The sequence below is a fragment of the Pseudescherichia vulneris NBRC 102420 genome, assembly GCF_000759795.1.
GTDB lineage: Bacteria > Pseudomonadota > Gammaproteobacteria > Enterobacterales > Enterobacteriaceae > Pseudescherichia > Pseudescherichia vulneris.
On sequence record NZ_BBMZ01000008.1, the window covers coordinates 68,686 to 92,235 of the forward strand.

At 56.9% G+C, this 23,550-nt stretch carries 29 protein-coding genes; 15 read left to right on the forward strand and 14 right to left on the reverse strand.

Features of this window, described 5'->3' with window-relative positions; genetic code table 11:
- The first annotated feature begins 230 nt into the window (after positions 1-230).
- The 4 genes from mnmL to mtgA all read left to right on the forward strand — a co-directional run bounded on the left by mnmL (position 231) and on the right by mtgA (position 5,231).
- Positions 231-1,151, forward strand: a complete 921-nt coding sequence (gene mnmL, locus EV102420_RS06125) for a tRNA modification radical SAM protein MnmL/YtqA (protein WP_042390065.1) — start codon at positions 231-233, stop codon at positions 1,149-1,151.
- A 128-nt stretch (positions 1,152-1,279) separates the two neighbouring features.
- Positions 1,280-3,619, forward strand: coding sequence for an aerobic respiration two-component sensor histidine kinase ArcB (arcB, locus tag EV102420_RS06130; protein WP_042390066.1), 2,340 nt, complete (start codon positions 1,280-1,282; stop codon positions 3,617-3,619).
- 233 nt (positions 3,620-3,852) lie between these two features.
- A complete protein-coding gene (elbB, locus tag EV102420_RS06135) occupies positions 3,853-4,503 on the forward strand; it encodes an isoprenoid biosynthesis glyoxalase ElbB (protein ID WP_042390067.1) in 651 nt (216 codons plus the stop codon).
- On the forward strand, positions 4,503-5,231 hold the full coding sequence (mtgA, locus tag EV102420_RS06140) for a monofunctional biosynthetic peptidoglycan transglycosylase (protein ID WP_042390068.1): 729 nt from the start codon (positions 4,503-4,505) through the stop codon (positions 5,229-5,231). The genes elbB and mtgA overlap by 1 nt, the downstream gene beginning before the upstream one ends.
- Here the strand turns inward: mtgA and yrbL are convergent.
- The 12 genes from yrbL to EV102420_RS06200 all read right to left on the reverse strand — a co-directional run bounded on the left by yrbL (position 5,206) and on the right by EV102420_RS06200 (position 13,898).
- On the reverse strand, positions 5,206-5,802 hold the full coding sequence (yrbL, locus tag EV102420_RS06145) for a PhoP regulatory network protein YrbL (RefSeq protein WP_042390069.1): 597 nt from the start codon (positions 5,800-5,802) through the stop codon (positions 5,206-5,208). The genes mtgA and yrbL overlap by 26 nt on opposite strands.
- 189 nt (positions 5,803-5,991) lie before the next feature.
- Positions 5,992-6,264 (reverse strand): PTS phosphocarrier protein NPr, encoded by a 273-nt coding sequence (gene npr, locus EV102420_RS06150; protein WP_042390070.1) that lies wholly within the window; start codon positions 6,262-6,264, stop codon positions 5,992-5,994.
- Positions 6,261-7,115 carry an RNase adapter RapZ gene (rapZ, locus tag EV102420_RS06155; RefSeq protein WP_042390071.1) on the reverse strand — a complete coding sequence of 285 codons (855 nt, stop codon included), beginning with the start codon at positions 7,113-7,115 and terminating at the stop codon, positions 6,261-6,263. The genes npr and rapZ overlap by 4 nt, the downstream gene beginning before the upstream one ends.
- Before the next feature lie 45 nt (positions 7,116-7,160).
- Entirely contained in the window at positions 7,161-7,652 is a 492-nt protein-coding gene (ptsN, locus tag EV102420_RS06160; protein ID WP_042390072.1) for a PTS IIA-like nitrogen regulatory protein PtsN, read from the reverse strand.
- Between the two features lie 82 nt (positions 7,653-7,734).
- Positions 7,735-8,022: a ribosome hibernation promoting factor gene (gene hpf / locus EV102420_RS06165; RefSeq protein WP_042390073.1), complete on the reverse strand. Its 288-nt coding sequence runs from the start codon at positions 8,020-8,022 to the stop codon at positions 7,735-7,737.
- Between the two features lie 22 nt (positions 8,023-8,044).
- Positions 8,045-9,478, reverse strand: a complete 1,434-nt coding sequence (gene rpoN / locus EV102420_RS06170; RefSeq protein WP_042390074.1) for an RNA polymerase factor sigma-54 — start codon at positions 9,476-9,478, stop codon at positions 8,045-8,047.
- A gap of 47 nt (positions 9,479-9,525) precedes the next feature.
- Positions 9,526-10,251 (reverse strand): LPS export ABC transporter ATP-binding protein, encoded by a 726-nt coding sequence (lptB, locus tag EV102420_RS06175; protein ID WP_042390075.1) that lies wholly within the window; start codon positions 10,249-10,251, stop codon positions 9,526-9,528.
- A 6-nt stretch (positions 10,252-10,257) separates the two neighbouring features.
- Entirely contained in the window at positions 10,258-10,812 is a 555-nt protein-coding gene (gene lptA / locus EV102420_RS06180) for a lipopolysaccharide ABC transporter substrate-binding protein LptA (protein WP_042390076.1), read from the reverse strand.
- Entirely contained in the window at positions 10,781-11,356 is a 576-nt protein-coding gene (gene lptC / locus EV102420_RS06185; protein WP_042390077.1) for an LPS export ABC transporter periplasmic protein LptC, read from the reverse strand. Before lptC ends, lptA begins: the two co-directional genes overlap by 32 nt.
- Positions 11,353-11,919 (reverse strand): 3-deoxy-manno-octulosonate-8-phosphatase KdsC, encoded by a 567-nt coding sequence (gene kdsC / locus EV102420_RS06190; RefSeq protein ID WP_042390078.1) that lies wholly within the window; start codon positions 11,917-11,919, stop codon positions 11,353-11,355. Before kdsC ends, lptC begins: the two co-directional genes overlap by 4 nt.
- Positions 11,920-11,932: 13 nt before the next feature.
- Positions 11,933-12,919 carry an arabinose-5-phosphate isomerase KdsD gene (gene kdsD, locus EV102420_RS06195; protein ID WP_042390079.1) on the reverse strand — a complete coding sequence of 329 codons (987 nt, stop codon included), beginning with the start codon at positions 12,917-12,919 and terminating at the stop codon, positions 11,933-11,935.
- Positions 12,920-12,932: 13 nt separating this feature from the next.
- A complete protein-coding gene (locus EV102420_RS06200; RefSeq protein ID WP_042390080.1) occupies positions 12,933-13,898 on the reverse strand; it encodes a calcium/sodium antiporter in 966 nt (321 codons plus the stop codon).
- Between the two features lie 223 nt (positions 13,899-14,121).
- Between EV102420_RS06200 and mlaF the strand changes: the two genes are divergently transcribed.
- From mlaF to murA, 7 genes are all read left to right on the forward strand, one after another.
- Positions 14,122-14,934, forward strand: a complete 813-nt coding sequence (mlaF, locus tag EV102420_RS06205; RefSeq protein WP_042390082.1) for a phospholipid ABC transporter ATP-binding protein MlaF — start codon at positions 14,122-14,124, stop codon at positions 14,932-14,934.
- Positions 14,935-14,941: 7 nt separating this feature from the next.
- Positions 14,942-15,724 carry a lipid asymmetry maintenance ABC transporter permease subunit MlaE gene (gene mlaE / locus EV102420_RS06210; RefSeq protein WP_042390083.1) on the forward strand — a complete coding sequence of 261 codons (783 nt, stop codon included), beginning with the start codon at positions 14,942-14,944 and terminating at the stop codon, positions 15,722-15,724.
- A gap of 4 nt (positions 15,725-15,728) precedes the next feature.
- Positions 15,729-16,283: an outer membrane lipid asymmetry maintenance protein MlaD gene (gene mlaD, locus EV102420_RS06215; RefSeq protein WP_042390085.1), complete on the forward strand. Its 555-nt coding sequence runs from the start codon at positions 15,729-15,731 to the stop codon at positions 16,281-16,283.
- Positions 16,284-16,296: 13 nt separating this feature from the next.
- On the forward strand, positions 16,297-16,932 hold the full coding sequence (gene mlaC, locus EV102420_RS06220) for a phospholipid-binding protein MlaC (protein WP_042390087.1): 636 nt from the start codon (positions 16,297-16,299) through the stop codon (positions 16,930-16,932).
- Positions 16,932-17,225 carry a lipid asymmetry maintenance protein MlaB gene (gene mlaB / locus EV102420_RS06225; protein ID WP_042390088.1) on the forward strand — a complete coding sequence of 98 codons (294 nt, stop codon included), beginning with the start codon at positions 16,932-16,934 and terminating at the stop codon, positions 17,223-17,225. Before mlaC ends, mlaB begins: the two co-directional genes overlap by 1 nt.
- A gap of 125 nt (positions 17,226-17,350) precedes the next feature.
- A complete protein-coding gene (gene ibaG / locus EV102420_RS06230; RefSeq protein WP_042390090.1) occupies positions 17,351-17,605 on the forward strand; it encodes a BolA family iron metabolism protein IbaG in 255 nt (84 codons plus the stop codon).
- 53 nt (positions 17,606-17,658) lie between these two features.
- Positions 17,659-18,918, forward strand: a complete 1,260-nt coding sequence (gene murA / locus EV102420_RS06235; protein WP_042390091.1) for a UDP-N-acetylglucosamine 1-carboxyvinyltransferase — start codon at positions 17,659-17,661, stop codon at positions 18,916-18,918.
- Positions 18,919-18,982: 64 nt separating this feature from the next.
- Here the strand turns inward: murA and sfsB are convergent, their stop codons facing one another.
- Positions 18,983-19,267 carry a DNA-binding transcriptional regulator SfsB gene (sfsB, locus tag EV102420_RS06240; RefSeq protein ID WP_042390093.1) on the reverse strand — a complete coding sequence of 95 codons (285 nt, stop codon included), beginning with the start codon at positions 19,265-19,267 and terminating at the stop codon, positions 18,983-18,985.
- A gap of 212 nt (positions 19,268-19,479) precedes the next feature.
- A complete protein-coding gene (ispB, locus tag EV102420_RS06245) occupies positions 19,480-20,451 on the reverse strand; it encodes an octaprenyl diphosphate synthase (RefSeq protein ID WP_042390094.1) in 972 nt (323 codons plus the stop codon).
- 260 nt (positions 20,452-20,711) lie between these two features.
- On the opposite strand from ispB, the gene rplU reads away from it, so the two are divergent.
- From rplU to cgtA, 4 genes are all read left to right on the forward strand, one after another.
- Positions 20,712-21,023 (forward strand): 50S ribosomal protein L21, encoded by a 312-nt coding sequence (gene rplU / locus EV102420_RS06250; protein ID WP_042390095.1) that lies wholly within the window; start codon positions 20,712-20,714, stop codon positions 21,021-21,023.
- A gap of 20 nt (positions 21,024-21,043) precedes the next feature.
- The gene (gene rpmA, locus EV102420_RS06255; protein WP_017457338.1) at positions 21,044-21,301 is read left to right on the forward strand and encodes a 50S ribosomal protein L27; all 258 of its coding nucleotides are present in this window, start codon (positions 21,044-21,046) and stop codon (positions 21,299-21,301) included.
- Between the two features lie 96 nt (positions 21,302-21,397).
- On the forward strand, positions 21,398-22,363 hold the full coding sequence (locus EV102420_RS06260; protein WP_042390096.1) for a DMT family transporter: 966 nt from the start codon (positions 21,398-21,400) through the stop codon (positions 22,361-22,363).
- Between the two features lie 15 nt (positions 22,364-22,378).
- The gene (gene cgtA, locus EV102420_RS06265) at positions 22,379-23,548 is read left to right on the forward strand and encodes an Obg family GTPase CgtA (RefSeq protein WP_042390097.1); all 1,170 of its coding nucleotides are present in this window, start codon (positions 22,379-22,381) and stop codon (positions 23,546-23,548) included.
- The last annotated feature ends 2 nt before the right edge of the window (positions 23,549-23,550 follow it).

Below are 23,550 nucleotides of genomic sequence, written 5' to 3' on the forward strand. Positions count from 1 at the left end.
TTGCACGGAGTAACCCGCATAAAGACACTGTTTTACGCTTGCGCAAAAATTGTCGAAAAACAGGCTGGCAATATAAGGAAAAGTAATCAATACGGCGATGAATGAAATAGCGGTAATTTTGCTTGGTTATGCAAAGAAAATAGCGCCGCTATGACGATTGATCCAGGTCATCGCCGACGGAGGCTAAAAGTGGCAGGCTTGGCCCTTTTTTGAGGGCGGCCTTTCAGATTATGCAGTTACAAAAATTAGTCAATATGTTTGGGGGCGATCTTGCCCGCCGCTACGGTGAAAAAGTGCATAAGCTCTCCCTGCACGGCGGCTTTAGCTGCCCGAACCGCGATGGCACCCTTGGCCGCGGGGGTTGCACCTTCTGTAACGTTGCCTCCTTTGCCGATGAGGCCCAGCAGGCCAACTCTATTGCCGAGCAGCTGGCTTACCAGGAAACGCGGGTTAACCGCGCCCGGCGCTACCTGGCCTATTTCCAGGCCTATACCAGCACCTGGGCCGAAGTTCAGGTGCTGCGGGCGATGTACCACCAGGCGGTGAGCCAGGCCAATATAGTCGGGCTGTGCGTCGGAACGCGCCCGGACTGCGTCCCGGAAGCGGTGCTGGATCTGCTCAGCGAATACCAGCAGCAGGGCTATGAGGTCTGGCTGGAGCTGGGCCTGCAAACGGCCCACGATAAAACCCTGCACCGCATCAACCGTGGCCACGACTTCGCCTGCTACCGGCGCACTACCCGGCTGGCCCGCCAGCGCGGACTGAAGGTATGCAGCCACCTGATTGTTGGCCTGCCGGGGGAGGGGGAGACGGAGTGCCTTGCCACCCTACAGCGAGTCGTAGAGACCGGCGTTGACGGTATCAAGCTGCATCCGCTGCATATTGTCACCGGCAGTACGATGGCTAAGGCCTGGCAGGCCGGGCGATTGGCCGGTATCGAGCTGGATGCCTATACCCATGCCGCCGGGGAGATGATCCGCCATACGCCGCCGGAGGTGATCTACCACCGCATCTCCGCCAGCGCCCGCCGTCCGACACTGCTCGCGCCGCTGTGGTGCGAGAACCGCTGGACCGGCATGGTCGAGCTGGATAAGTACCTCAACGTCCATGGAGCGCAAGGATCCGCGCTGGGACGACCTTGGCTGGCTTAAGTTGGCAGTTTCTTTGTAGGTCAGGTAAGCGAAGCGCCACCTGACATCCCACACTTTTTTGCACAACCTTCAACGCTTTGCTCAGAATTGAGTATTATTGTGCGACGTTGTGGTGAAGGAACTCGTTAATGAAGCAAATCCGATTACTCGCACAGTACTATGTCGATCTGATGATGAAGCTTGGCCTGGTGCGCTTCTCCATGCTGCTAGCCCTGGCGCTGGTAGTGTTGGCGATTGTTGTCCAGATGGCCGTGACCATGGTGCTGCATGGCCGGGTTGAAAGTATCGATGTGATCCGCTCGATCTTCTTCGGATTACTGATCACCCCCTGGGCAGTCTACTTTCTGTCGGTGGTGGTTGAGCAGCTAGAGGAGTCCCGCCAGCGGCTATCCAGGCTGGTGGAAAAGCTGGAGGAGATGCGCGAGCGCGATCTCAAGCTCAACGTTCAGCTGAAAGATAATATCTCCACGCTCAACAAGGTACTCAACGATCGCGCTATCGCCGAGGCCGAGCGCCAGGCCACCTTTGAGCAGCTGAAAATTGAGATGAAAGAGCGCGAGCAGACGCAGATCCAGCTGGAGCAGCAGTCCTCATTCCTGCGCTCGTTCCTCGACGCCTCGCCGGATCTGGTTTTCTACCGCAACGAAGATAAAGAGTTCTCCGGCTGCAACCGGGCGATGGAGCTGTTGACCGGTAAAAGCGAGAAGCAGCTGGTTAACCTGAAGCCGGACGACGTCTACTCGCCGGAGGCGGCGGAAAAAGTTAACGAAACTGATGAGAAAGTGTTTCGTCACAACGTCTCCCTGACCTATGAGCAGTGGCTGGAGTACCCGGACGGGCGCAAAGCCTGCTTTGAGATCCGCAAGGTTCCCTACTACGACCGGGTGGGTAAACGCCACGGGCTGATGGGCTTTGGCCGCGATATTACCGAGCGCAAGCGTTACCAGGACGCGCTGGAGCGCGCCAGCCGGGACAAGACCACCTTTATCTCCACCATCAGCCACGAGCTGCGTACGCCGCTTAACGGCATCGTTGGCCTGAGCCGTATTCTGCTCGATACCGAGCTGAGCGACGAGCAGGAGAAGTACCTCAAGACCATCCACGTCTCTGCGGTCACGCTGGGAAATATCTTCAACGATATTATCGACATGGATAAGATGGAGCGCCACAAGGTGCAGCTGGACAACCAGCCGGTAGACTTCACCAGCTTCCGGGCCGATCTCGAAACCCTCTCTGGACTGCAGGCGCAGCAGAAGGGGCTGAGCTTTGTTGTCGAGCCGACGCTACCCCTGCCGCATAAGGTCATTACCGACGGCACCCGGCTGCGGCAGATCCTGTGGAACCTCATCAGCAACGCGGTGAAGTTCACCCAGCAGGGCCAGGTGACGGTGCGCATTCGCTATGACGATAACGAGATGCTGCGCTTCGAGGTTGAGGACTCCGGTATCGGCATCCCGCCGGTGGAGCAGGATAAAATTTTTGCCATGTACTACCAGGTTAAAGACAAGCACGGCGGCAAACCGGCCACCGGCACGGGGATTGGTCTTGCGGTCTCGCGGCGGCTGGCGAAAAGCATGGGCGGCGATATTACCGTTACCAGCGAGCTGGGCAAAGGTTCGCGCTTTGTGCTGACGGTGCACGCCCCTGCCGTCGCAGAGGAAGTCGAGGACGGGTTCGCGGATGATGAGATGCCGCTCCCGGCCCTGAACGTGCTGCTGGTAGAGGATATCGAACTGAACGTGATCGTGGCGCGATCGGTGCTGGAAAAGCTGGGATGCAGCGTTGACGTTGCCATGACCGGAACAGAGGCGCTGGCGATGTTTACCCCAGGCGAATACGATCTGCTGCTGCTGGATATTCAGCTTCCGGACATGACCGGGCTGGACATCTCTCGTCAGCTTACCCAGAACTACGCCCGGGAGGATCTGCCGCCGCTGGTGGCCTTGACCGCCAACGTCTTGAAAGATAAAAAAGAGTATCTGGATGCGGGAATGGACGATGTCCTGAGCAAGCCGCTGGCTGTACCGGCGCTGACCGCGATGATCAAGAAGTTTTGGGATACCTGTGAAGACGAGGAGGAGAGTACGGTGGACGCTGTCGATAACGATAAGGCACAGACGCTGTTAGATATTCCGATGCTGGAGCAGTACCTGGAAATTATTGGTCCGAAGGTGATCGTCGACGGCATTGCGATGTTTGAGAAGATGATGCCGGGCTATATCGCGATCCTTGAATCCAATCTGACCGCTCGCGACCAGAAGGGTATCGCGGAAGAGGGGCATAAGATCAAGGGCGCGGCGGGCTCGATTGGCCTGCGTCGTCTGCAACAGCTGGGCAAGCAAATTCAGTCTTCCGATCTGCCGGCGTGGTGGGACAACGTAGGCGAATGGATTGAGGAGATGAAGCTGGCATGGCAGGACGATATTGCGGTGCTTAAGGCGTGGGTCGCCGGGGCGGGCAAAAAATGACCCCGGATAGACCGGGGTGCGCGAATACTGCGCCAACACCAGGGAAATTGTGGCCGTGCCGGTATTTTTAGGGTTGGTTATTCAATGGGCACAGGCGGAAAGAGTGTCAAGCCCGCACATAAGATAGCAAATCTTAACTTATTTGTTATATGAATCGATGAAATGTGTGAAGCATAGCGTCCTTATCAAAATTTTTAATAATCGTCAGCATGTTGCAAGAAAGGATCGGCAAAATGAAAAAAGTGGGAGTGGTACTCAGCGGCTGCGGCGTTAACGACGGAACTGAAATTCATGAGGCCGTCATTACGCTATTAGCGATTGCCCGCAGCGGCGCGGAGGCGGTCTGTTTTGCACCGGATAAACCGCAGTCGGACGTGATCAACCATCTTACCGGCGATTCGATGGCGGAGAGCCGCAACGTGCTTATTGAAGCAGCGCGTATTGCTCGCGGCGCGATCCAGCCGCTAAGCCAGGCCTCTGCCGACGCGCTGGACGCCCTGATTGTCCCCGGCGGCTTCGGTGCGGCAAAGAACCTCAGCAATTTCGCCGCCCAGGGCGCAGAGTGCAGCGTGGATAGCGGCCTGAAGCAGCTGGCGCTGGCGATGCACGCCGCCGGTAAACCGCTGGGTTTTATCTGTATCGCCCCGGCCATGCTGCCGAAAATTTTTGATTTCCCGCTGCGCCTGACCATCGGGACAGACATCGACACCGCCGACGTGCTGGAAGAGATGGGCGCGGAGCATGTGACCTGTCCGGTGGACGACATCGTGGTGGATGAAGAGAACAAGGTCGTCACCACCCCCGCCTATATGGTGGCGCAAAATATTGCCGAGGCCGCCAGCGGCATTGAGAAACTGGTCGCGCGCGTGCTGGTGCTGGCGTAATGGCGTTACGCAGTGCCTCATTGAAGGTAAAAATAAAGCGTCTGCTGCTGCGTACCCTGCTGGGGCTGGCCCTGCTCTGGGGCGGCGGCGTTCTGCTGTTCAGCTTTATGCCGGTTCCCTTCTCGGCGGTGATGGCGGAGCGCCAGATATCGGCCTGGCTGAGCGGCAATTTCAACTATGTTGCCCACTCTGACTGGGTGGGGATGGATGATATCTCACCCTGGATGGGGCTGGCGGTGATTGCCGCTGAGGATCAGACCTTCCCGACCCACTGGGGCTTTGACGTCGACGCTATTCAGAAAGCGGTTTCCCATAACGAGCGTAACGCCAGCCGGATCCGCGGTGCATCCACCCTGTCGCAACAGACGGCGAAAAATCTCTTCCTCTGGGACGGGCGCAGCTGGCTGCGTAAGGGGCTGGAGGCCGGATTAACGCTTGGCATGGAGACGGTGTGGAGCAAGCGGCGGATCCTGACGGTTTATCTCAACGTTGCCGAATTTGGCGAGGGAGTTTTTGGCGTCGAGGCGGCAGCCCAGCGCTACTTTAACAAGCCTGCCAGCCGCCTGACGATGTCAGAGGCCACGCTGCTGGCGGCCGTGCTGCCCAATCCTATCCGCTTTAAGGCCAGTGCCCCTTCGGGCTACGTGCGCAATCGCCAGGCATGGATTATGCGCCAGATGCGCCAGCTGGGCGGTGAAGAATTTATGACCCAGCATTCGCTGCACTAAGTCCGTTGGCAAGCGCCGGCTGAGCGATAAAGCGCTGCCACAGGCGGGCCTGCTTACGCGCGCAGGCCCAGCCTGACCAGGTTGCCAGCGGGATCAGCGTGCCTTCGCCAATGTTGTCGCACACTACCGGCACCACCTCATCCGCGCTGATGCGGCGGCAAAGCACGTTCTGCGGTTTCAGGTTCATGGTCACGATGCGGTTTTTGCGCAAGTAGCTTTTTAGTGCTCTGAGCAGCGGGTAGAGGGCCTTGCTGTTGCCTGCTTCACGGCACTGGGCGGCATACTCGGTCAGGGTCTTTGACGGGGAGCCGTCAAAGTCGGTGATGATATCGTAGACGTATCCCGTCCCCAGATCGGTTTCGACCGTGCCGTAGTAGCGCGGCAGCCCGCTCCAGTCTGTTAAACGGCGAGAGAGATGGGCATAGTAGCTCAGCTCGCGCTTGATCTCTTTATCGCCGCCGCTCTCGTAGTTGTAGATGATCTTAATGCAGCGCTGGGCATTGTCCGGATGCGCATAGCATTGGCGGTGCCGACCGGTGCCCAACGGGGTGAGATGAGATAAGCGAATCATAGGTTGTCCTGCTTTTTTGGAAATTGTTTTGGAAACAATCCAAGTATGGCCAGGCAACTTAAATGGAAAATAAACGGCTAGCTTAAGGTTATCTTAAGGATACGTTGGCAGGGGTTAAGCGCACGAAAGGTACAATTTGCCTAAGGTGTAGGCCGGGTCAGGCGTAGCCGCCACCCGGCGCGACCGGCATTAGTCTTCGTCAAAACCGGCGTTGAACAGGGCAATCACGGCGGCGAGCGCCTCCTGCTCCTGCGGGCCGCTGACCTCAATCTCGATCTGACGACCTTTGGCGGAGTCGAGCATCAGCAGCGCAATCACGCTGCTGGCCTCCGCCTCGGTACCTTCGTCATTGCGCAGCAGCACTTCGGCATCAAACCCCTGAACCAGCTCAAACAGTTTCATTGCTGGACGGGCGTGCATACCCAGCGTGTTGGTGATCTCAACGGTCTGCTTAACGGTCATGTTTTGCGTTTTTCCAGCGTACGGTGGCGGGACTGCACGTTTTTACCCCGCGAGCGGAAGTAGTCCGCCAGCTGCTCGGCAATATAGACCGAACGGTGCTTGCCCCCCGTACAGCCAATGGCGACGGTGAGATAGCTGCGGTTGTTGGTCTCCAGCATCGGCAGCCACAGCTCCAGATAGCTGCGGGTCTGGTAGATAAAGTTGTGCACTTCGGTATGCCGATCGAGGAACGCCGCCACCGGTTTATCAAGGCCGGTCATTGGGCGCAGCTTCGGATCCCAGTGCGGGTTCGGCAGGAAGCGGACGTCAAAGACGTAGTCGGCATCGATAGGAATGCCGTGCTTGAAGCCAAACGACTCAAACACCATGGTCAGTTCGCGCTCGCGCTTGCCCAGCAGGCGGGTACGCAGCATCTCTGCCAGCTCATGCACCGACATCTCTGAGGTATCGACGATCAGATCCGCTCGGGAGCGCAGCGGCTCCAGCAGGTCGCTCTCTTCGTCGATAGCACTCTCCAGCGACAGGTTCTTGCTGGAGAGGGGGTGCAGGCGTCGGGTATCGCTGTAGCGCCGGATCAGCGTGTTGCGATCGGCGTCAAGGAACAGCAGCTGCGGCGAAAAGGCCGACGGCAGGTTGTTCATTGCCTGTTCAAAAATTTCCGGCGACTCTGGCATATTACGCACGTCAATGCTGACGGCCGCAGAGATCTGGCGGTCGGCCAGCGATTTCGCCAGTTCGGGCAACAGCACTACCGGCAGGTTATCCACGCAGTAGAAGCCCATGTCTTCCAGCGCTCGCAGGGCAACTGATTTCCCCGAGCCCGAGCGACCGCTGACGATCATCAGTACCATGTACCGTTTCTCCTCAGGCGAGCAAATAGAAAAGCCTTTTCCCGGCTATGCGTCATCGTGGCTGCCTTCGCTGTCCGTGATAATCTGATACAGCTCCTCATCGCTCTGCGCGGCGCGCAGGCGTCGGCAGATGGTTTTGTCCGCCAGGCGGCGGGCAACAAGAGAGAGCGTGTGCAGATGCGTCTTGGTTTGATCGGCCGGCACCAGCAGGGCAAACAGCAGATCCACCGGCTGGTTATCGATAGCATCAAAGGCGATAGGGGTCTCCAGCTGGACAAAGACGCCGACGGCGCGCAGGGTATCTTCCTCGACCTTGCCATGGGGGATCGCGATACCGTTGCCGATACCGGTACTGCCCATTTTTTCACGGGTCAGGATGGCCTCAAAGACCACCTGCGGCGGCAGGCTAAGCTGCTTGGCAGCCAGCTCGCTGATAATCTCCAGCGCACGCTTTTTACTCTGGCAGTGCACGCCGCTGCGGGTACATTCCTGGTTAAGGACATTGCTCAATTGAAGAGCGGGATCGTTGTTCATCATAAATTCACCTAAGCGTGACTCGTGCAGACAACCTGCTGCGTGACCACAGCAGGTTGCTAACTGCCGTCGAACGCCCGGACAATTAGTGTTGTTTCAGTTTATCTTTATGTTTGTTTAACTGTCGCGCCAGTTTATCAATTAAACCGTCGATAGCCGCATACATGTCTTGCCCTTCCGCACTGGCGTGGAGGTCGCCACCGTTTACGTGCAGTGTGGCGTCCGCGACGTGCGTCACTTTCTCCACTTTTAACACAATGTAGACCTGATTGATCCGCTCGAAGTACTGCTCCAGCTTAGCAAATTTTGTACCGACAAAATCGCGCAGTGCTTCAGTAATTTCGACATTGTGCCCTGTAATGTTGAGCTGCATAGTGTCTTCCTTATCGGTTGGGTCAGACCAGCTGCTTGCGCTGGTTAGACGGCGGGATGGATAAAGACTCTCGATACTTCGCAACGGTGCGGCGAGCCACCATGATACCCTGATCGGACAGCAGGGTGGTCAACTTACTGTCACTCAGTGGTTTCGCAGGGTTTTCTGCGGCTATCAGCTTCTTCACCAGCGCGCGGATGGCCGTCGACGAGGCTTCGCCGCCGCCTTCGGTATTCACGTGGCTGGAGAAGAAGTATTTAAGCTCAAAAATACCTCTCGGGCTGTGGAGGTACTTCTGGGTTGTCACGCGTGAAATGGTGGATTCGTGCATCTCGACGGCCTGGGCGATATCCGCCAGCACCATCGGTTTCATAAACTCTTCGCCTTTGTCGAAAAAGGCCTGCTGCTGTTCAACGATGCAGCGGCTGACGCGCAGCAGGGTATCGTTGCGGCTCTCCAGGCTCTTAATCAGCCATTTGGCTTCCTGAAGATTGCTGCGGATAAACTGGCTGTCGGCATCGTTACGCGTGCCGCTGCACATGGCGGCGTAGTGCTGGTTAATCTGCAAACGCGGAATGCTGTCAGCGTTCAGCTCGACCATCCAGCGGCCATTATGCTTGCGCACTAGCACGTCGGGGATCACATACTCCGGCTCGCCGGTCTGGATCGACTGGCCAGGGCGCGGATCCAGCGACTGGATCAGATTCACCGCCTCTTTCAGCACCTCTTCCTTCAGGCGGGTAACGCGCATCAGGGTGCGGAAATCGTGGTTCGCCAGCAGATCGAGGTGATCGCTGATGATCAGTTTGGCTTCGGCCCGCCACGGCGTATCGCTGGCGAACTGGGAGAGCTGGATCAGCAGGCAGTCGCGCAGATCTCTTGCCGCCACGCCCACCGGATCGAAACGCTGGACGCGTTTCAGCACCGCTTCGACCTCGTCCAGCCCCACGTTGCTGTCGCCCATGCTGTCGAGGATATCCTCCAGAGAGACGGTCAGGTAGCCGGTCTCATCCACGGCGTCGACAATGGAGGTGGCAATAGCGCGATCGGTATCGGAGAAGGGGGTCAGCTCCACCTGCCACATCAGATAGTCCTGTAGTGACTGGGTGGTCTCGCCCTGGTAGACGGGAAGCTCGTCGTCCTGATAGTCCACGCCGTTGCCCGATGGCGTACCGGCGGTGTAGATCTCATCCCAGCTGGCATCCAGCGGCAGCTCCTCAGGCATATCTTTCTGCTCAAGGGCGTCGGCGGAGTCTAACGTTTCGGTATCCTGGGTCTGCTGCGCGTCTATCTCATCGTGAAGATCGGTTTGCTCCAGCAGCGGGTTGCTATCCAGCGCCTGCTGAAGTTCTTGCTGAAGTTCCAGCGTCGAGAGCTGCAACAGACGAATAGCCTGTTGCAGTTGGGGCGTCATGGCGAGCTGTTGGCTTAGCCGCAGTTGCAAACCTTGCTTCATGTTCAGAGCACTTCTCTCCCGCTAAAACATTACCGTCATTAACCCTATCAGAGTCTGAAGTCTTCCCCAAGATATACGCGTTTAACCTGTTCGTCTTCAAGGATTTGCTGCGGCGTGCCGTGGGCAATCAGATGCCCCTGGCTGACAATGTAGGCGCGTTCGCACACGGCCAGCGTCTCGCGCACGTTGTGGTCGGTGATCAGCACGCCGAGTCCGCTGTCGCGCAGGTGCTCAATGATGCGCTTAATGTCGATAACCGAGATAGGGTCAACGCCAGCAAAGGGTTCATCCAGCAGGATAAATTTAGGATTTGCCGCCAGCGCACGGGCGATCTCAACGCGGCGGCGCTCACCGCCGGAGAGGGCTTGGCCGAGGCTGTCGCGCAGGTGCTCGATGTGAAACTCTTCCATCAGCTCATTGGCACGATCTTCGCGCTGCTCGGAGGAGAGATCGTCACGAATTTGCAGCACCGCCATCAGGTTATCGTACACGCTCAGGCGACGGAAAATAGAGGCCTCCTGCGGCAGATAGCCGATACCACGGCGCGCGCGGGCGTGCAGCGGCAGCAGGCTGATATCTTCGTCATCGATAATGATGTTACCCGCGTCGCGGGAGACAATGCCAACGACCATGTAAAACGTGGTGGTTTTACCCGCCCCGTTGGGGCCAAGCAGGCCCACAATTTCGCCGGATTTTACGGTCAGGCTAACATCCTCGACCACGCGGCGGCCTTTATAGGCTTTAGCAAGATTTTTTGCAGTTAACGTTGCCATAACGAATTAGTTACTCTTCTTCGGGGCCGGTGCCGGTTTATTGCCTTTGTCCTGCAGCTGAGACGGAACCAGGACGGTGGTCACGCGCTTGCCTTTTTCGCTAAACGCCTGCATTTTTTGCTCTTTGACCAGATAGGTAATTTTGTCGCCGGTGATATTGCTGTCCTGCTGCTCCAGGAAGGCGTTGCCGGTCAGCACCACAAAGTCATTTTGCAGCTCGTAGTGCAGCTGGCCAGCATGGCCCTGCACCGGCTTACCGTTATCCTGCATCTGGTAGAAGGTGGCCGGGTTGCCGTAGCCGTCAATAATCTCTTTGCCTTCCTGACCGCCCGGACGGGTAACGACCACTTTATCGGCGTTGATCTTAATCGTGCCCTGGGTCACCACCACGTTGCCGGTGAAGGTGACCACGTTGCCCTGCATATCCAGAGACTGCTGGTCAGATTCAATATGGATCGGCTGATCGGTATCGCCGGTCACGGCCAGCGCCGGGACAGACGCGGCCAGAAGTACGCTGGCAAGCGCAAGATTAAGGCTGAGTTTGTTTATTTTGAATTTCATAGGAGGTTCTAACCTTTTCAATCAGCTCGGCGTTTTGGCTGCGTAAGTTGCCGCGCATTTTCAGGCCGCTGGAATTAAATGTTGTACCGTATAACGTGACCAGATCGTTCGAGGTAACATCCTGAGTAATCAGGTTAATCTGCGCGTTATCCGTCGTGATTTTCCGCAGTTGGGACTCTGCTGTCAGGGCATTAACCTCAACATGTCCATAAAGATACAGCATACGGTCATCAGTCAGTTTGGCTTTATCTGACCTGATCGACCAGGTCGGTACTTTATTTTCGTCAAAGGTGGTTAATACCGGTTGCGTAAACCAGGAGACTGCCTGGTCAGAGAAATACTCCACGTGCTGTGCGATCAGGCGATAGTTCAGCGCCCCTTCCGGGCTGTAGACCACGCTATCGGTATGTTCGCTGCGGTAGGTCGGCTCACTATTGTTGATCGCCACCTCGCTGTCATCATCCCGATCGGTCAGGTTGACGCCAATCAATACCAGCACCGCCAGCGATAGCAGAATGATAACCCAACGTCTGGTTTTACTCATATTGATTGCCCTTTGGCCTCTTCCAGTTTGCCCTGCGCCAGCAGCAGCAGATCGCAGACTTCACGTACCGCGCCGCGTCCACCCTGAATATGCGTAACGTAGTCCGCACGCGGCAGCAGCAGCGGGTGCGCATCGGCCACGGCCACGCTTAACCCGACTTCCGCCATCACCGGCCAGTCGATGAGGTCATCACCCACGTAGGCGACCTCATCAGCGCTAACGGCGAGGGTAGTGAGCAGCTCCCGGTAGGCGATCAGCTTGTCTGACTGCCCCTGATAGAGATGCGTGATCCCCAGCGTAGCGCAGCGGTCTTCCAGCAGTTTGGCCTTGCGGCCGGTAATGATCGCCACCTCGATGCCCGAGGTCAACGCGCAGCGGATGCCGTAGCCGTCGCGCACGTTGAACGCTTTCAGCTCTTCACCATTATTACCCATAAAAATCAGGCCGTCAGACATTACGCCATCGACGTCCAGGATCAGCAGGCGGATCTTCTCCGCCTTTGCTATCACTTGCGTACTGACCGGCCCGTAGCAGGTCGCCAGTGACGCACCAGCATTACTCATTCTCGTATCCTTTTTACACTACGCCTGCGCGCAGCAGATCGTGCATATGTACCACACCCAGCAGTTGGTCGCCATCGGCAACCATCACCGCCGTAATATGGCGGGACTGCATCAGGTTCAGGACGTCAACCGCCAGCGTGCCTGAGCGAACGCGAATGCCGCCGGGGGTCATCACGTCAGCGATACCCAGGCTTCTCACGTCCGCACCCATATCAAACACGCGGCGCAGGTCGCCATCGGTGAAGATGCCTTCAATCTTCATCAGGTCGTCGCACACCACCGTCATACCCAGATTTTTGCGGGTGATCTCCAGCAGCGCGTCGCGCAGGGAGGCCTCTTTGCTGACGTGGGGGATCTCATCCCCGGTGTGCATAATATCGTTTACCCGCAGCAGCAGCTTGCGTCCGAGCGCGCCGCCGGGGTGGGAGAGGGCAAAGTCCTCTGCCGTAAAGCCGCGCGCCTTCAACAGCGCTACCGCCAGCGCGTCGCCCATGACCAGCGCAGCCGTGGTGCTGGAGGTGGGGGCCAGCCCCAGCGGACAGGCTTCACGCGGTACTTTGACGCACAGATGAATATCCGCCGCCCGCGCCATGCTGCTCTCCGGACGGCTGGTGACGCAGATCAACGGCACCTGCAAGCGTTTCAGCACCGGAATAAGCGCAAGGATCTCGTTAGACTCGCCGGAGTTCGACAGGGCGATAACGATATCCTGCGGAGCAACCATGCCGAGATCGCCATGGGCAGCCTCGCCTGGATGCACAAAGAACGACGGCGTGCCGGTGCTGGCAAAGGTCGCCGCCATTTTGCGTCCGATATGACCAGATTTGCCCATGCCCATCACCACCACTTTACCGGCGCAGTAGAACATCTTTTCGCAGGCTTCGGTAAAGTCTTCGTTGATATAGCGGTCAAGCTCGGCCAGGCCTTCACGTTCAATGGTCAGTACATCCTTGCCTGCCTGTTGAAAGTCAAAGCCCGGCGGCAAATCTATGTGCGACATAATAGGTTTCCGATTATCCAGTGATATACGGCGATAGCCAGTAGAGCATCGCCATCCATATGATAAAACCGCCGATCAACAGCGCCCCTGCACCTCGGCCCGTCTGGCGCTGCCGACGCCAGCACAGCAGGGCAAAGATCACGCTGACCGCCAGCATCACGCCGTAGTCACGCGTAAAGGCCAGCGGGTTAAAGGAGCCGGGCACAATCAGCGCGGGCAGGCCCAGCACAATGGCGATATTAATAATGCTGGAGCCGATGATGTTACCGATGGCAATATCATCTTCGCCTTTCCGTGTACCCGCGATAGCGGTAGCCAGCTCCGGCAGACTGGTGCCAATAGCAATGACCGTCAGGCCGATAGTCAGCTCGCTCATTCCCAGCACGTTAGCCAGCACGGTGGCGTTATCAATCACCATCCGGGTGGCCATCGGCATGACGATCAGCGCCACCCCCAGCCAGAGGAACGCCACCGACAGACTGCCTTCACGGGGCAGCTCTGCCAGCTGCTCCCGCGTCAGGCTATCATTGCCCTGGCGGCCAATCTTAACAATGAATACCAGCCAGAGCACGGCTAACAGCAGTAAAAAGAGACCGTCCGCCCGGCTAAGCTGGCCATCGTACAGCACCACACCGGCCAGTGCGCTAACGATCAACATTAGCGGGATTTCGCGACGCAGAATATCAGAATGTACGGTAAATGGATGGAATAGGGCCGCCAGACCGAGGATCAGCAGAATATTGACGATGTTAGAGCCCAGCGCCGTGCCAATGGCCAGATCCATCTGCCCATGCAGAGACGCGGCCATCGAGACCATGATTTCAGGTAGGGAGGTGCCGATGGTGACCACCGTCATGCCGATGATCAGCGGCGGGATCCCGACGCTCCGGCAGAGAATAGATGCGGCAAACACCAGACGATCGGCACTGTAGACCACCAAAAGTAAACCAATAATTAACAGCGCCATCGCTAAAAGCATCTAAAGTCCTTTCTTCAGGTATAATCGCCGGTCCGCAGTCAGCGATCGCAGGCGAGAAAAGGATCGGTTAGACACAGCGAGTCCTAATTTTGACTTTAAGCGGCTTAAAAGTAAAACAAATGCCAGCTTTAGCTAACCTATGCACACAATATTCTGTAAAAATATCGTGACCAGGCGCAATGACGCGCCCCGGTGACACCTAACAAGGCAGAAGGAAAAATAAATGAGCCAGACGATGGCGAATTTAGTCGATGTCCGTGGCGTCAGCTTCTCCCGTGGCAATCGGTGTATCTTCGACAATATTTCACTGACGGTGCCGCGGGGCAAGATCACCGCGATCATGGGGCCGTCAGGGATCGGTAAAACCACCCTGCTGCGCCTGATCGGCGGGCAGATCCCACCGGATGGCGGTGAGATCCTGTTTGACGGCGAAAACGTACCGGCTATGTCGCGTACCCGGCTCTACACCGTGCGTAAGCGCATGAGCATGCTGTTCCAGTCCGGGGCGCTGTTTACCGACATGACCGTGTTTGACAACGTGGCCTATCCGCTGCGCGAGCATACGCATCTGCCGCCTGCGCTGCTTAGAAGCACGGTGATGATGAAGCTGGAGGCCGTTGGCCTGCGCGGTGCGGCGAAGCTGATGCCGTCCGAACTCTCCGGCGGCATGGCCCGACGGGCGGCGCTGGCGCGGGCGATTGCCCTGGAGCCGGACCTGATCATGTTTGATGAGCCTTTTGTCGGCCAGGATCCCATCACCATGGGCGTGCTGGTCAAGCTTATCTCTGAGCTGAACAGCGCCCTGGGCGTCACCTGCATCGTGGTCTCCCACGACGTGCCCGAAGTATTGAGTATTGCCGACTACGCCTATATCGTGGCCGACAAAAAGATCGTTGCCCACGGCAGCGCGCAGGGACTCCAGGAGAATGCCGATCCCCGGGTACGCCAGTTCCTTGACGGCATTGCGGATGGCCCGGTGCCGTTCCGCTACCCGGCAGGTGACTACCTTCACGATTTATTAGGAACAGGGAGCTAAGCCACTCATGCTGTTAAATGCACTGGCATCGCTTGGACATCGCGGGATCAAAACGATCGCGACGTTCGGGCGCGCCGGGTTGATGTTATTCAATGCGCTGGTCGGCAAGCCCGAGTTTCGCAAGCACGCCCCGCTGCTGATCCGCCAGCTCTATAATGTGGGCGTGCTCTCGATGCTCATCATCCTGGTCTCCGGGGTGTTCATCGGTATGGTGCTTGGGCTTCAGGGCTACCTGGTGCTCACCACCTACAGCGCCGAGACCAGTCTCGGTATGCTGGTGGCGCTGTCGCTGCTGCGCGAGCTGGGGCCGGTGGTTGCCGCGCTGCTGTTCGCCGGGCGGGCCGGATCGGCGCTGACGGCAGAAATCGGCCTGATGCGGGCGACCGAGCAGCTCTCCAGCATGGAGATGATGGCGGTGGATCCGCTGCGCCGGGTGATTTCGCCACGCTTCTGGGCGGGGGTGATCTCGCTGCCGCTGCTGACCATCATGTTTGTCGCGGTCGGCATCTGGGGCGGCTCGCTGGTGGGCGTAAACTGGAAAGGCATCGATTCCGGCTTCTTCTGGACGGCGATGCAAAACGCCGTCGATCTGCGCCTCGATCTGGTGAACTGCCTGATCAAAAGCGTGGTGTTCGCTATTACTGTTACCTGGATCGCGCTGTTTAATGGTTATGACGCGATCCCCACGTCGGCAGGGATCAGCCGGGCCACCACACGTACCGTTGTGCACTCATCGTTGACCATTCTCGGCCTCGATTTTGTGCTCACCGCTCTGATGTTTGGGAACTGAGTAGATGCAAACGAAAAAAACAGAAATTTGGGTGGGTATTTTTCTTCTGATTGCCCTGCTGGCAGCGCTTTTTATCTGCCTGAAGGCGGCGGACGTCGCCTCTATGCGGAGTGAACCAACCTACCGGATCACCGCTACTTTCGACAACATCGGCGGCGTGAAGGTCCACTCGCCGGTACGTATCGGCGGCGTCGTGGTTGGGCGCGTGGCCGATATCGAACTCGATCCGAAAACCTACCTGCCGCGCGTGTCGCTGGATATCGAAGAGCGTTATAACCAGATCCCGGATACCAGCTCGCTGGCTATTCGTACCTCCGGCCTGCTGGGGGAACAATATCTGGCGCTTAACGTCGGTTTTGACGATCCCGAGCTGGGAAGTTCTATGCTTAAAGACGGCAGCACCATTCAGGATACCAAGTCCGCCATGGTACTTGAGGACCTGATCGGACAATTCCTTTACAACAGCAAAGGTAGCGACAATAAGAGTTCAGGTGATGCGCCAGCGCCGGGCGCTGCTGATACTGACGTTGCACCGTCCGCCACCCCGACGAATCCATAAGGAGAAGTGACGCATGTTTAAACGACTGTTAATGATTGCCGTACTGGCTATTGCTCCGCTGACGGCAGCCACCGCCGCCGACCAGAGCAACCCGTACACGCTGATGCAGGAAGCGGCGAAAAAGACCTTCGATCGCCTTAAAACCGAGCAGCCGAAAATCCGCGCTAACCCGGATTACCTGCGTGAGGTGGTCGATCAAGAACTGCTGCCCTACGTGCAGGTGAAATACGCTGGCGCTCTGGTGCTGGGCCGCTACTACAAAGAGGCGACCCCTGCTCAGCGTGATGCCTACTTTGCCGCCTTCCGTGAGTACCTGAAGCAGGCCTACGGCCAGGCGCTGGCGATGTATAACGGCCAGACCTACCAGATTGCGCCGGAGCAGCCGCTGGGTAACGCCACCATCGTGCCGATCCGCGTCACCATTAACGATCCAAATGGCCGTCCGCCGGTACGCCTCGACTTCCAGTGGCGTAAAAACAGCCAGACCGGCAACTGGCAGGCCTATGACATGATTGCCGAAGGCATCAGCATGATCACCACTAAACAGAACGAGTGGAGCGACCTGCTGCGTACCAAAGGCATTGACGGTCTGACCGCACAGCTGAAATCGATCTCCCAGCAGAAAATCACCCTGGACGAGAAGAAATAATGGCTGACCAGCTTCGCTGGACGCGCGATGGCGAGCGGCTGGCTCTCCAGGGAGAGCTGGACCAGGACGTGCTGAACGAACTGTGGGAGGCGAGGGCGCAGGCGCTGAACGGCGTTGACGTCATCGACCTCACCGGGGTGGCCCGCGTTGATACCGCCGGGGTGGCCCTGCTGGTTCACCTGGTGGCCTTTGCCCGCAAACAGGGGCGTGAGGTGATGCTTGAGGGCGTCAGCGATAAGGTCCGAACCCTGGCGCAGCTCTATAACCTGCCTGCCGACGCGCTGCCACACTAATATTTTCAGTACGTTACTACTCATAGCCTCGCTTGATTGATAAGCGAGGCTTTTTGCTTATTTAAGACAGCGCCACTTTCCTCTAAGATGTTGGACTGTTTTCACTACCAGATGAATTAAAGCCCATGGAAAATCATGAAATCCAGACCGTGCTGATGAACGCACTCTCCCTGCAGGAAGCCCACGTTAGCGGCGATGGCAGTCACTTTCAGGTTATTGCGGTGGGTGAAATTTTTGCCGACATGAGTCGCGTGAAGAAGCAGCAGGCCGTCTATGCGCCGCTGATGGAGTACATTGCGGACAACCGCATCCATGCCCTGTCGATCAAAGCCTATACGCCCGCTGAGTGGGCGCGCGATCGCAAACTTAACGGTTTTTGAGCTGGCGGTCAGTGACCGACAGTACGTATGAATTCTTAACAGAGAAGAGATGAATGGATAAGTTTCGTGTACAGGGGCCGACCCGGCTTCAGGGCGAAGTGACAATTTCAGGAGCGAAAAACGCCGCGCTGCCCATTCTTTTTGCCGCCCTGCTGGCAGAAGAGCCCGTCGAAATTCGTAACGTTCCGAAGCTGAAAGATATCGATACCACCATGAAGCTGCTGAGCCAGCTTGGCATGAAGGTCGAGCGCAACGGTTCCGTCTGGATGGACGGCAGCGCGGTCAATATCTATCGCGCCCCTTACGAGCTAGTGAAGACCATGCGCGCCTCAATCTGGGCCCTGGGTCCGCTGGTGGCGCGTTTTGGCAAAGGTGAAGTTTCCCTGCCGGGCGGCTGCGCTATCGGCGCGCGTCCAGTCGACCTGCACATTAGCGGCCTGGAGCAGCTGGGTGCAGAGATCAAGCTGGAAGAGGGCTACGTTAAAGCCTCCGTGAATGGTCGCCTGAAAGGGGCGCATATCGTGATGGATAAGGTCAGCGTTGGCGCGACCGTGACCATCATGTCGGCGGCAACGCTGGCCGAAGGCACAACGATTATCGAAAACGCGGCCCGCGAGCCGGAGATTGTCGATACGGCAAACTTCCTCAACACCCTGGGTGCGAAGATCACCGGCATGGGTACGGACAGCATCACCATTGAGGGCGTTGAGCGCCTGGGCGGTGGTGTCTATAGCGTGCTGCCTGACCGTATCGAAACCGGGACCTTCCTGGTCGCTGCGGCCATCTCCGGCGGTAAAATTGTCTGCCGTAAAGCCCAGCCGGATACCCTGGATGCGGTGCTGGCCAAGCTGCGCGAAGCGGGTGCAGATATTGAGCTTGGCGAAGACTGGATCAGCCTGGATATGCACGGCAAGCGTCCGAAGGCGGTTAACGTGCGCACCGCGCCGCACCCGGCATTCCCGACCGATATGCAGGCGCAGTTTACGCTGCTGAACCTGGTGGCGGAAGGAACCGGCGTAGTGACGGAAACCATCTTCGAAAACCGCTTTATGCACATTCCGGAACTGATCCGTATGGGCGCACACGCGGAGATTGAGAGCAACACCGCTATCTGTCACGGCGTGGCGAAACTCTCCGGTGCCCAGGTCATGGCAACCGATTTGCGTGCTTCTGCAAGCCTGGTGCTGGCGGGCTGTATCGCGGAAGGAACCACCATCGTTGAGCGTATTTATCATATCGATCGTGGGTATGAAACCATTGAGAATAAGCTGCGGGCGCTGGGCGCGAACATCGAACGCGTGAAAGGCGAGTAAGGCTTAATGGAAGGCAGCCCCCTTACCAGAAGGAGAAGGGGGTTGGCTTGCCGGGTTAGCGATTTTATGCTTTAGAATGTCTCCGTCTATCCTTGCGGATCAGCTTAGAGCGGTCGATAAACTCATGGGTAATCGGATCGTGATAGCGCGACGGCCAGATGACCCACGGTTCCGTCCCAATCGCCCTGGCGATGATCATCTCCCCCTTCGGCCACGGACGCGTCAGCACGTTAGCCAGCGTCGATGAGCTCAGGCCACTTCTACGCGACTCTGCCGCCATCGACGTCCCTCTCTTGCGTAATGCAGCAATGATATCGGCTGGGTGCCAGTCAATCAGTTTCTGTTCCATTTTTCCTCCCTGTGATTGCGATAAGCACTGCGCTAAAACGGTGCGCGGATCTATCATATCGCTAAGGGAGCTTATGCTCTAATAAGTTCTTATAAAAAGGGCGTGATTTAGGAATTTGCCAGGAGTAATCCCATGGCGTTACTGGGTTTTGTAGGATCTGATTATTGGAGCTTTTTGGAGTGTTCCCGCGCCGCGACGCGGGAGTGTAGGGATCAGCGATCGCGCTGAACGGCGATATGCGCCAGGCCAATCAGCGCCTCACGCCAGGGTGAATCCGGCAATGCCTGAAGCGCGGCAATGGCTTTGTCCGCCTCCTCTTCCGCCCGCTGCCGCGTCCACTCCAGCGAACCACAGGCGGCCATCGCCTCCAGGACCGGAGTTAACAGGTGGCGGCCGTTGCCCTGCTCAATGGCTTCACGGATCATCTGCGCCTGCTCTGGCGTACCGTGACGCATGGCATGCAGCAGCGGCAGGGTAGGTTTACCTTCGTTGAGATCGTCGCCCACGTTTTTACCCAGCGTCTCGCCATCGGCGCTGTAGTCCAGCAGGTCGTCGATAAGCTGGAAGGCGGTCCCCAGATAGCGGCCATAATCCTGTAGCCCCTTCTCCTGTGCTTCACTACAGCCTGCCAGTATGCCTGAGCACTGGGCAGCCGCCTCGAACAGACGAGCCGTTTTGCTGTAGATGACCCGCATGTAGTTCTCTTCGGTAATATTAGGGTCGTTCACGTTCATCAGCTGAAGCACTTCACCTTCAGCGATCACGTTTACCGCTTCCGACATCACCGCCAGCACCTTGAGCGAGCCGAGGCTGGTCATCATCTGGAAGGAGCGGGTATAGATAAAATCCCCTACCAGCACGCTGGCTGCGTTGCCAAACGCGGCGTTAGCGGTGGCTTTGCCCCGGCGCATATCGGATTCATCCACCACGTCGTCATGCAGCAGCGTCGCGGTATGAATAAATTCAATTAGCGCCGCGATAGTAACGTGATCATTTCCCTCATAGCCGACGGCGCGTGCGGCCAGCACGGCGATCATCGGACGGATACGTTTGCCGCCGCCGCTGACAATGTAATACCCCAACTGATTGATCAGCTGTACGTCCGAGTCGAGCTGTTGCAGTATTGTCGCATTGACACCCGCCATATCTTGCGCGGTTAACTCATTGATTTTTTCTAAATTCATCGCAAAAGCCGGGCTTAAAGTCCTGTTTATCACCTGTCAAAATGGGATAACAAAGGGTTACGGGTTAGCTATAGTATCGTTGATTGTACTGAAAAAACGCGCCAGATAAACGTTACCATACACGTTGTGTTTTTTTTCTTCGTCTATTGACGATCGCTCTTGTCAAAGCCTCACGTTTTGCGTAATATTCGCGCCCTATTGTGAATATTTATAGCGCACTCTGAATCACTCGAAAGATGTGCGCGGAAGCGGAGTTTTTTATGTACGCGGTTTTCCAAAGTGGTGGTAAACAACACCGAGTAAGCGAAGGTCAGACCATTCGCCTGGAAAAGCTGGACATCGCAACTGGCGAAACTATTGAGTTCGCTGAAGTTCTGATGGTCGCAAACGGTGAAGAAGTCAAAATCGGCGTTCCTTTCGTTGATGGCGGCGTTATCAAAGCTGAAGTTGTTGCTCACGGTCGTGGCGAGAAAGTTAAAATCGTTAAGTTTCGTCGTCGTAAACACTATCGTAAGCAGCAAGGCCATCGTCAGTGGTTCACTGATGTTAAAATCACTGGCATCAGCGCTTAAGACTAGGGGAGCAGATTTAAATGGCACACAAAAAGGCTGGCGGCTCAACTCGTAACGGTCGCGATTCAGAAGCTAAACGTCTGGGCGTAAAACGCTTTGGCGGAGAAGCAGTACTGGCAGGTAGCATCATCGTTCGTCAACGTGGTACTAAGTTCCACGCTGGCTCTAACGTTGGTTGCGGCCGTGACCACACTCTGTTCGCTTTGACTGACGGTAAAGTTAAGTTCGAAGTTAAAGGCCCGAAAAACCGTAAGTTCATCAGCATCGTTGCTGAATAAGTTTTTCGCGTCCCGGTAACGGATGAAAGCCCCGCAACACGTTGCGGGGCTTTTTACATTCGACGTCCGGAAAATCTCTTGTAGGGAATACGGGCAATGAAGCAGCAGGCAGGCATTGGGATCCTTTTGGCGCTAACGACAGCCATGTGCTGGGGCGCATTGCCCATTGCCATGAAGCAGGTGCTGGAGGTGATGGAACCGCCCACAATCGTGTTCTATCGCTTTTTAATGGCCGCAATAGGCCTTGGTTCGATTCTGGCTATCAAGGGCAAACTGCCGCCGATGCGCATTTTCCGCCAACGCCGCTGGCTGATGTTGCTGGCTATTGCCACCGGGGGTCTGTTCGGGAATTTCATTCTCTTCAGCTCTTCCCTACAATATTTGACCCCGACGGCCTCACAGGTGATTGGACAGCTTTCACCGGTGGGCATGATGGTGGCTAGCGTATTTATCCTGAAGGAGAAAATGCGCGGTACCCAGGTCATTGGGGCAGTAATGCTGCTTTGCGGGCTGGTGATGTTTTTCAACACCAGCTTGATAGAGATCTTTACCCGACTCACTGATTACACCTGGGGTGTGATTTTCGGCGTTAGCGCCGCCGCGGTTTGGGTGAGCTATGGGGTCGCGCAAAAGGTATTATTACGCCGGTTGGCCTCGCAGCAGATCCTCTTTTTGCTGTACACTTTATGCACAATAGCGTTGCTGCCGCTGGCAGAGCCTGCCACGATAGCGCAGCTTAGCCACTGGCAGTTGGCTTGTCTGATCTTCTGCGGCCTTAATACGCTGGTAGGCTATGGCGCGCTCGCCGAGGCGATGGCGCGCTGGCAGGCGGCGCAGGTGAGCGCGTTAATTACGCTGACCCCGCTGTTTACGCTGTTGTTTTCAGATTTATTATCACAGGCCTGGCCCGATGTTTTCGCCAGACCGATGTTAAACCTTTTAGGTTATCTCGGTGCGTTTGTCGTGGTTGCGGGCGCTATGTATTCCGCCATAGGCCACCGCCTCTGGGGACGCTGGCGCAAGCGTGAAGTGATTGTCACTTTACCCCGCTCAGGCGAATGAGTAACGGAGAGTAAAATGAAGTTTGTTGATGAAGCTACGATTCTGGTCGTGGCAGGTGACGGCGGTAACGGCTGCGTAAGCTTTCGTCGTGAAAAATATATTCCTCGCGGCGGCCCTGACGGCGGCGACGGTGGTGACGGTGGCGATGTCTGGCTGGAAGCGGACGAGAACCTCAACACCCTGATCGATTACCGCTTTGAGAAGTCCTTCCGCGCCGAGCGTGGACAGAACGGCCAGAGCCGTGACTGTACCGGCAAGCGCGGTAAAGATGTCACCGTTAAGGTGCCGATAGGAACGCGCATCATTGACCAGGGTACGGGCGAGACCATGGGCGATATGACCAAACACGGTCAGCGTCTGATGGTCGCTAAAGGCGGCTGGCACGGTCTGGGCAATACGCGCTTTAAATCCTCCGTTAACCGTACGCCGCGGCAGAAAACCATGGGTACGCCGGGCGATAAACGCGATCTGCAGCTGGAGTTGATGCTGCTGGCCGACGTCGGGATGCTGGGCATGCCTAATGCCGGTAAATCGACGTTCATCCGCGCCGTCTCCGCAGCGAAGCCGAAGGTGGCGGACTATCCGTTTACCACGCTGGTGCCAAGTCTCGGCGTAGTGCGTATGGATACCGAAAAGAGCTTTGTGGTTGCCGACATTCCGGGCCTGATTGAAGGCGCGGCAGAGGGCGCAGGGCTGGGTATTCGCTTCCTGAAACACCTTGAGCGCTGCCGTGTACTGCTGCACCTGATCGATATCGATCCGATCGACGGTTCCGATCCGGTTGAAAACGCGCGCATTATCATCGGCGAGCTGGAGAAGTACAGCGAGAAGCTGGCCTCTAAGCCACGCTGGCTGGTCTTCAACAAGATCGACCTGATGGACAAAGCTGAGGCCGAAGAGAAGGCTGCGGCGATTGCGAAAGCGCTGGGCTGGGAAGATAAGCACTATCTTATCTCTGCCGCCAGCCAGCAGGGCGTAAAAGACCTCTGCTGGGACGTCATGACCTTCATCATCGAGAACCCGCTGGTTCAGGCTGAAGAAGCGAAGCAGCCTGAAAAAGTCGAATTCATGTGGGATGACTACCACCGTCAGCAGCTTGAAGAAGCTGACGTCGAAGAAGACGATGAAGATGACGACTGGGATGAAGAAGACGACGAAGGGATCGAATTCATTTACAAGCGTTAATC

Bases quoted from the DNA above. Each gene is read 5' to 3' on its own strand.
- sfsB (WP_042390093.1), bottom strand. From the start codon at position 19,267: ATGGAACAGAAACTGATTGACTGGCACCCAGCCGATATCATTGCTGCA.
- rplU (WP_042390095.1), top strand. From the start codon at position 20,712: ATGTACGCGGTTTTCCAAAGTGGTGGTAAACAACACCGAGTAAGCGAA.
- mnmL (WP_042390065.1), top strand. From the start codon at position 231: ATGCAGTTACAAAAATTAGTCAATATGTTTGGGGGCGATCTTGCCCGC.
- lptA (WP_042390076.1), bottom strand. From the start codon at position 10,812: ATGAAATTCAAAATAAACAAACTCAGCCTTAATCTTGCGCTTGCCAGC.
- EV102420_RS06200 (WP_042390080.1), bottom strand. From the start codon at position 13,898: ATGCTTTTAGCGATGGCGCTGTTAATTATTGGTTTACTTTTGGTGGTC.
- lptC (WP_042390077.1), bottom strand. From the start codon at position 11,356: ATGAGTAAAACCAGACGTTGGGTTATCATTCTGCTATCGCTGGCGGTG.
- arcB (WP_042390066.1), top strand. From the start codon at position 1,280: ATGAAGCAAATCCGATTACTCGCACAGTACTATGTCGATCTGATGATG.
- yrbL (WP_042390069.1), bottom strand. From the start codon at position 5,802: ATGATTCGCTTATCTCATCTCACCCCGTTGGGCACCGGTCGGCACCGC.
- mtgA (WP_042390068.1), top strand. From the start codon at position 4,503: ATGGCGTTACGCAGTGCCTCATTGAAGGTAAAAATAAAGCGTCTGCTG.
- murA (WP_042390091.1), top strand. From the start codon at position 17,659: ATGGATAAGTTTCGTGTACAGGGGCCGACCCGGCTTCAGGGCGAAGTG.
- mlaE (WP_042390083.1), top strand. From the start codon at position 14,942: ATGCTGTTAAATGCACTGGCATCGCTTGGACATCGCGGGATCAAAACG.
- mlaF (WP_042390082.1), top strand. From the start codon at position 14,122: ATGAGCCAGACGATGGCGAATTTAGTCGATGTCCGTGGCGTCAGCTTC.
- mlaD (WP_042390085.1), top strand. From the start codon at position 15,729: ATGCAAACGAAAAAAACAGAAATTTGGGTGGGTATTTTTCTTCTGATT.
- mlaB (WP_042390088.1), top strand. From the start codon at position 16,932: ATGGCTGACCAGCTTCGCTGGACGCGCGATGGCGAGCGGCTGGCTCTC.
- EV102420_RS06260 (WP_042390096.1), top strand. From the start codon at position 21,398: ATGAAGCAGCAGGCAGGCATTGGGATCCTTTTGGCGCTAACGACAGCC.
- hpf (WP_042390073.1), bottom strand. From the start codon at position 8,022: ATGCAGCTCAACATTACAGGGCACAATGTCGAAATTACTGAAGCACTG.
- rapZ (WP_042390071.1), bottom strand. From the start codon at position 7,115: ATGGTACTGATGATCGTCAGCGGTCGCTCGGGCTCGGGGAAATCAGTT.
- elbB (WP_042390067.1), top strand. From the start codon at position 3,853: ATGAAAAAAGTGGGAGTGGTACTCAGCGGCTGCGGCGTTAACGACGGA.
- mlaC (WP_042390087.1), top strand. From the start codon at position 16,297: ATGTTTAAACGACTGTTAATGATTGCCGTACTGGCTATTGCTCCGCTG.
- ispB (WP_042390094.1), bottom strand. From the start codon at position 20,451: ATGAATTTAGAAAAAATCAATGAGTTAACCGCGCAAGATATGGCGGGT.
- npr (WP_042390070.1), bottom strand. From the start codon at position 6,264: ATGACCGTTAAGCAGACCGTTGAGATCACCAACACGCTGGGTATGCAC.
- rpoN (WP_042390074.1), bottom strand. From the start codon at position 9,478: ATGAAGCAAGGTTTGCAACTGCGGCTAAGCCAACAGCTCGCCATGACG.
- rpmA (WP_017457338.1), top strand. From the start codon at position 21,044: ATGGCACACAAAAAGGCTGGCGGCTCAACTCGTAACGGTCGCGATTCA.
- kdsC (WP_042390078.1), bottom strand. From the start codon at position 11,919: ATGAGTAATGCTGGTGCGTCACTGGCGACCTGCTACGGGCCGGTCAGT.
- cgtA (WP_042390097.1), top strand. From the start codon at position 22,379: ATGAAGTTTGTTGATGAAGCTACGATTCTGGTCGTGGCAGGTGACGGC.
- ibaG (WP_042390090.1), top strand. From the start codon at position 17,351: ATGGAAAATCATGAAATCCAGACCGTGCTGATGAACGCACTCTCCCTG.
- kdsD (WP_042390079.1), bottom strand. From the start codon at position 12,919: ATGTCGCACATAGATTTGCCGCCGGGCTTTGACTTTCAACAGGCAGGC.
- ptsN (WP_042390072.1), bottom strand. From the start codon at position 7,652: ATGATGAACAACGATCCCGCTCTTCAATTGAGCAATGTCCTTAACCAG.
- lptB (WP_042390075.1), bottom strand. From the start codon at position 10,251: ATGGCAACGTTAACTGCAAAAAATCTTGCTAAAGCCTATAAAGGCCGC.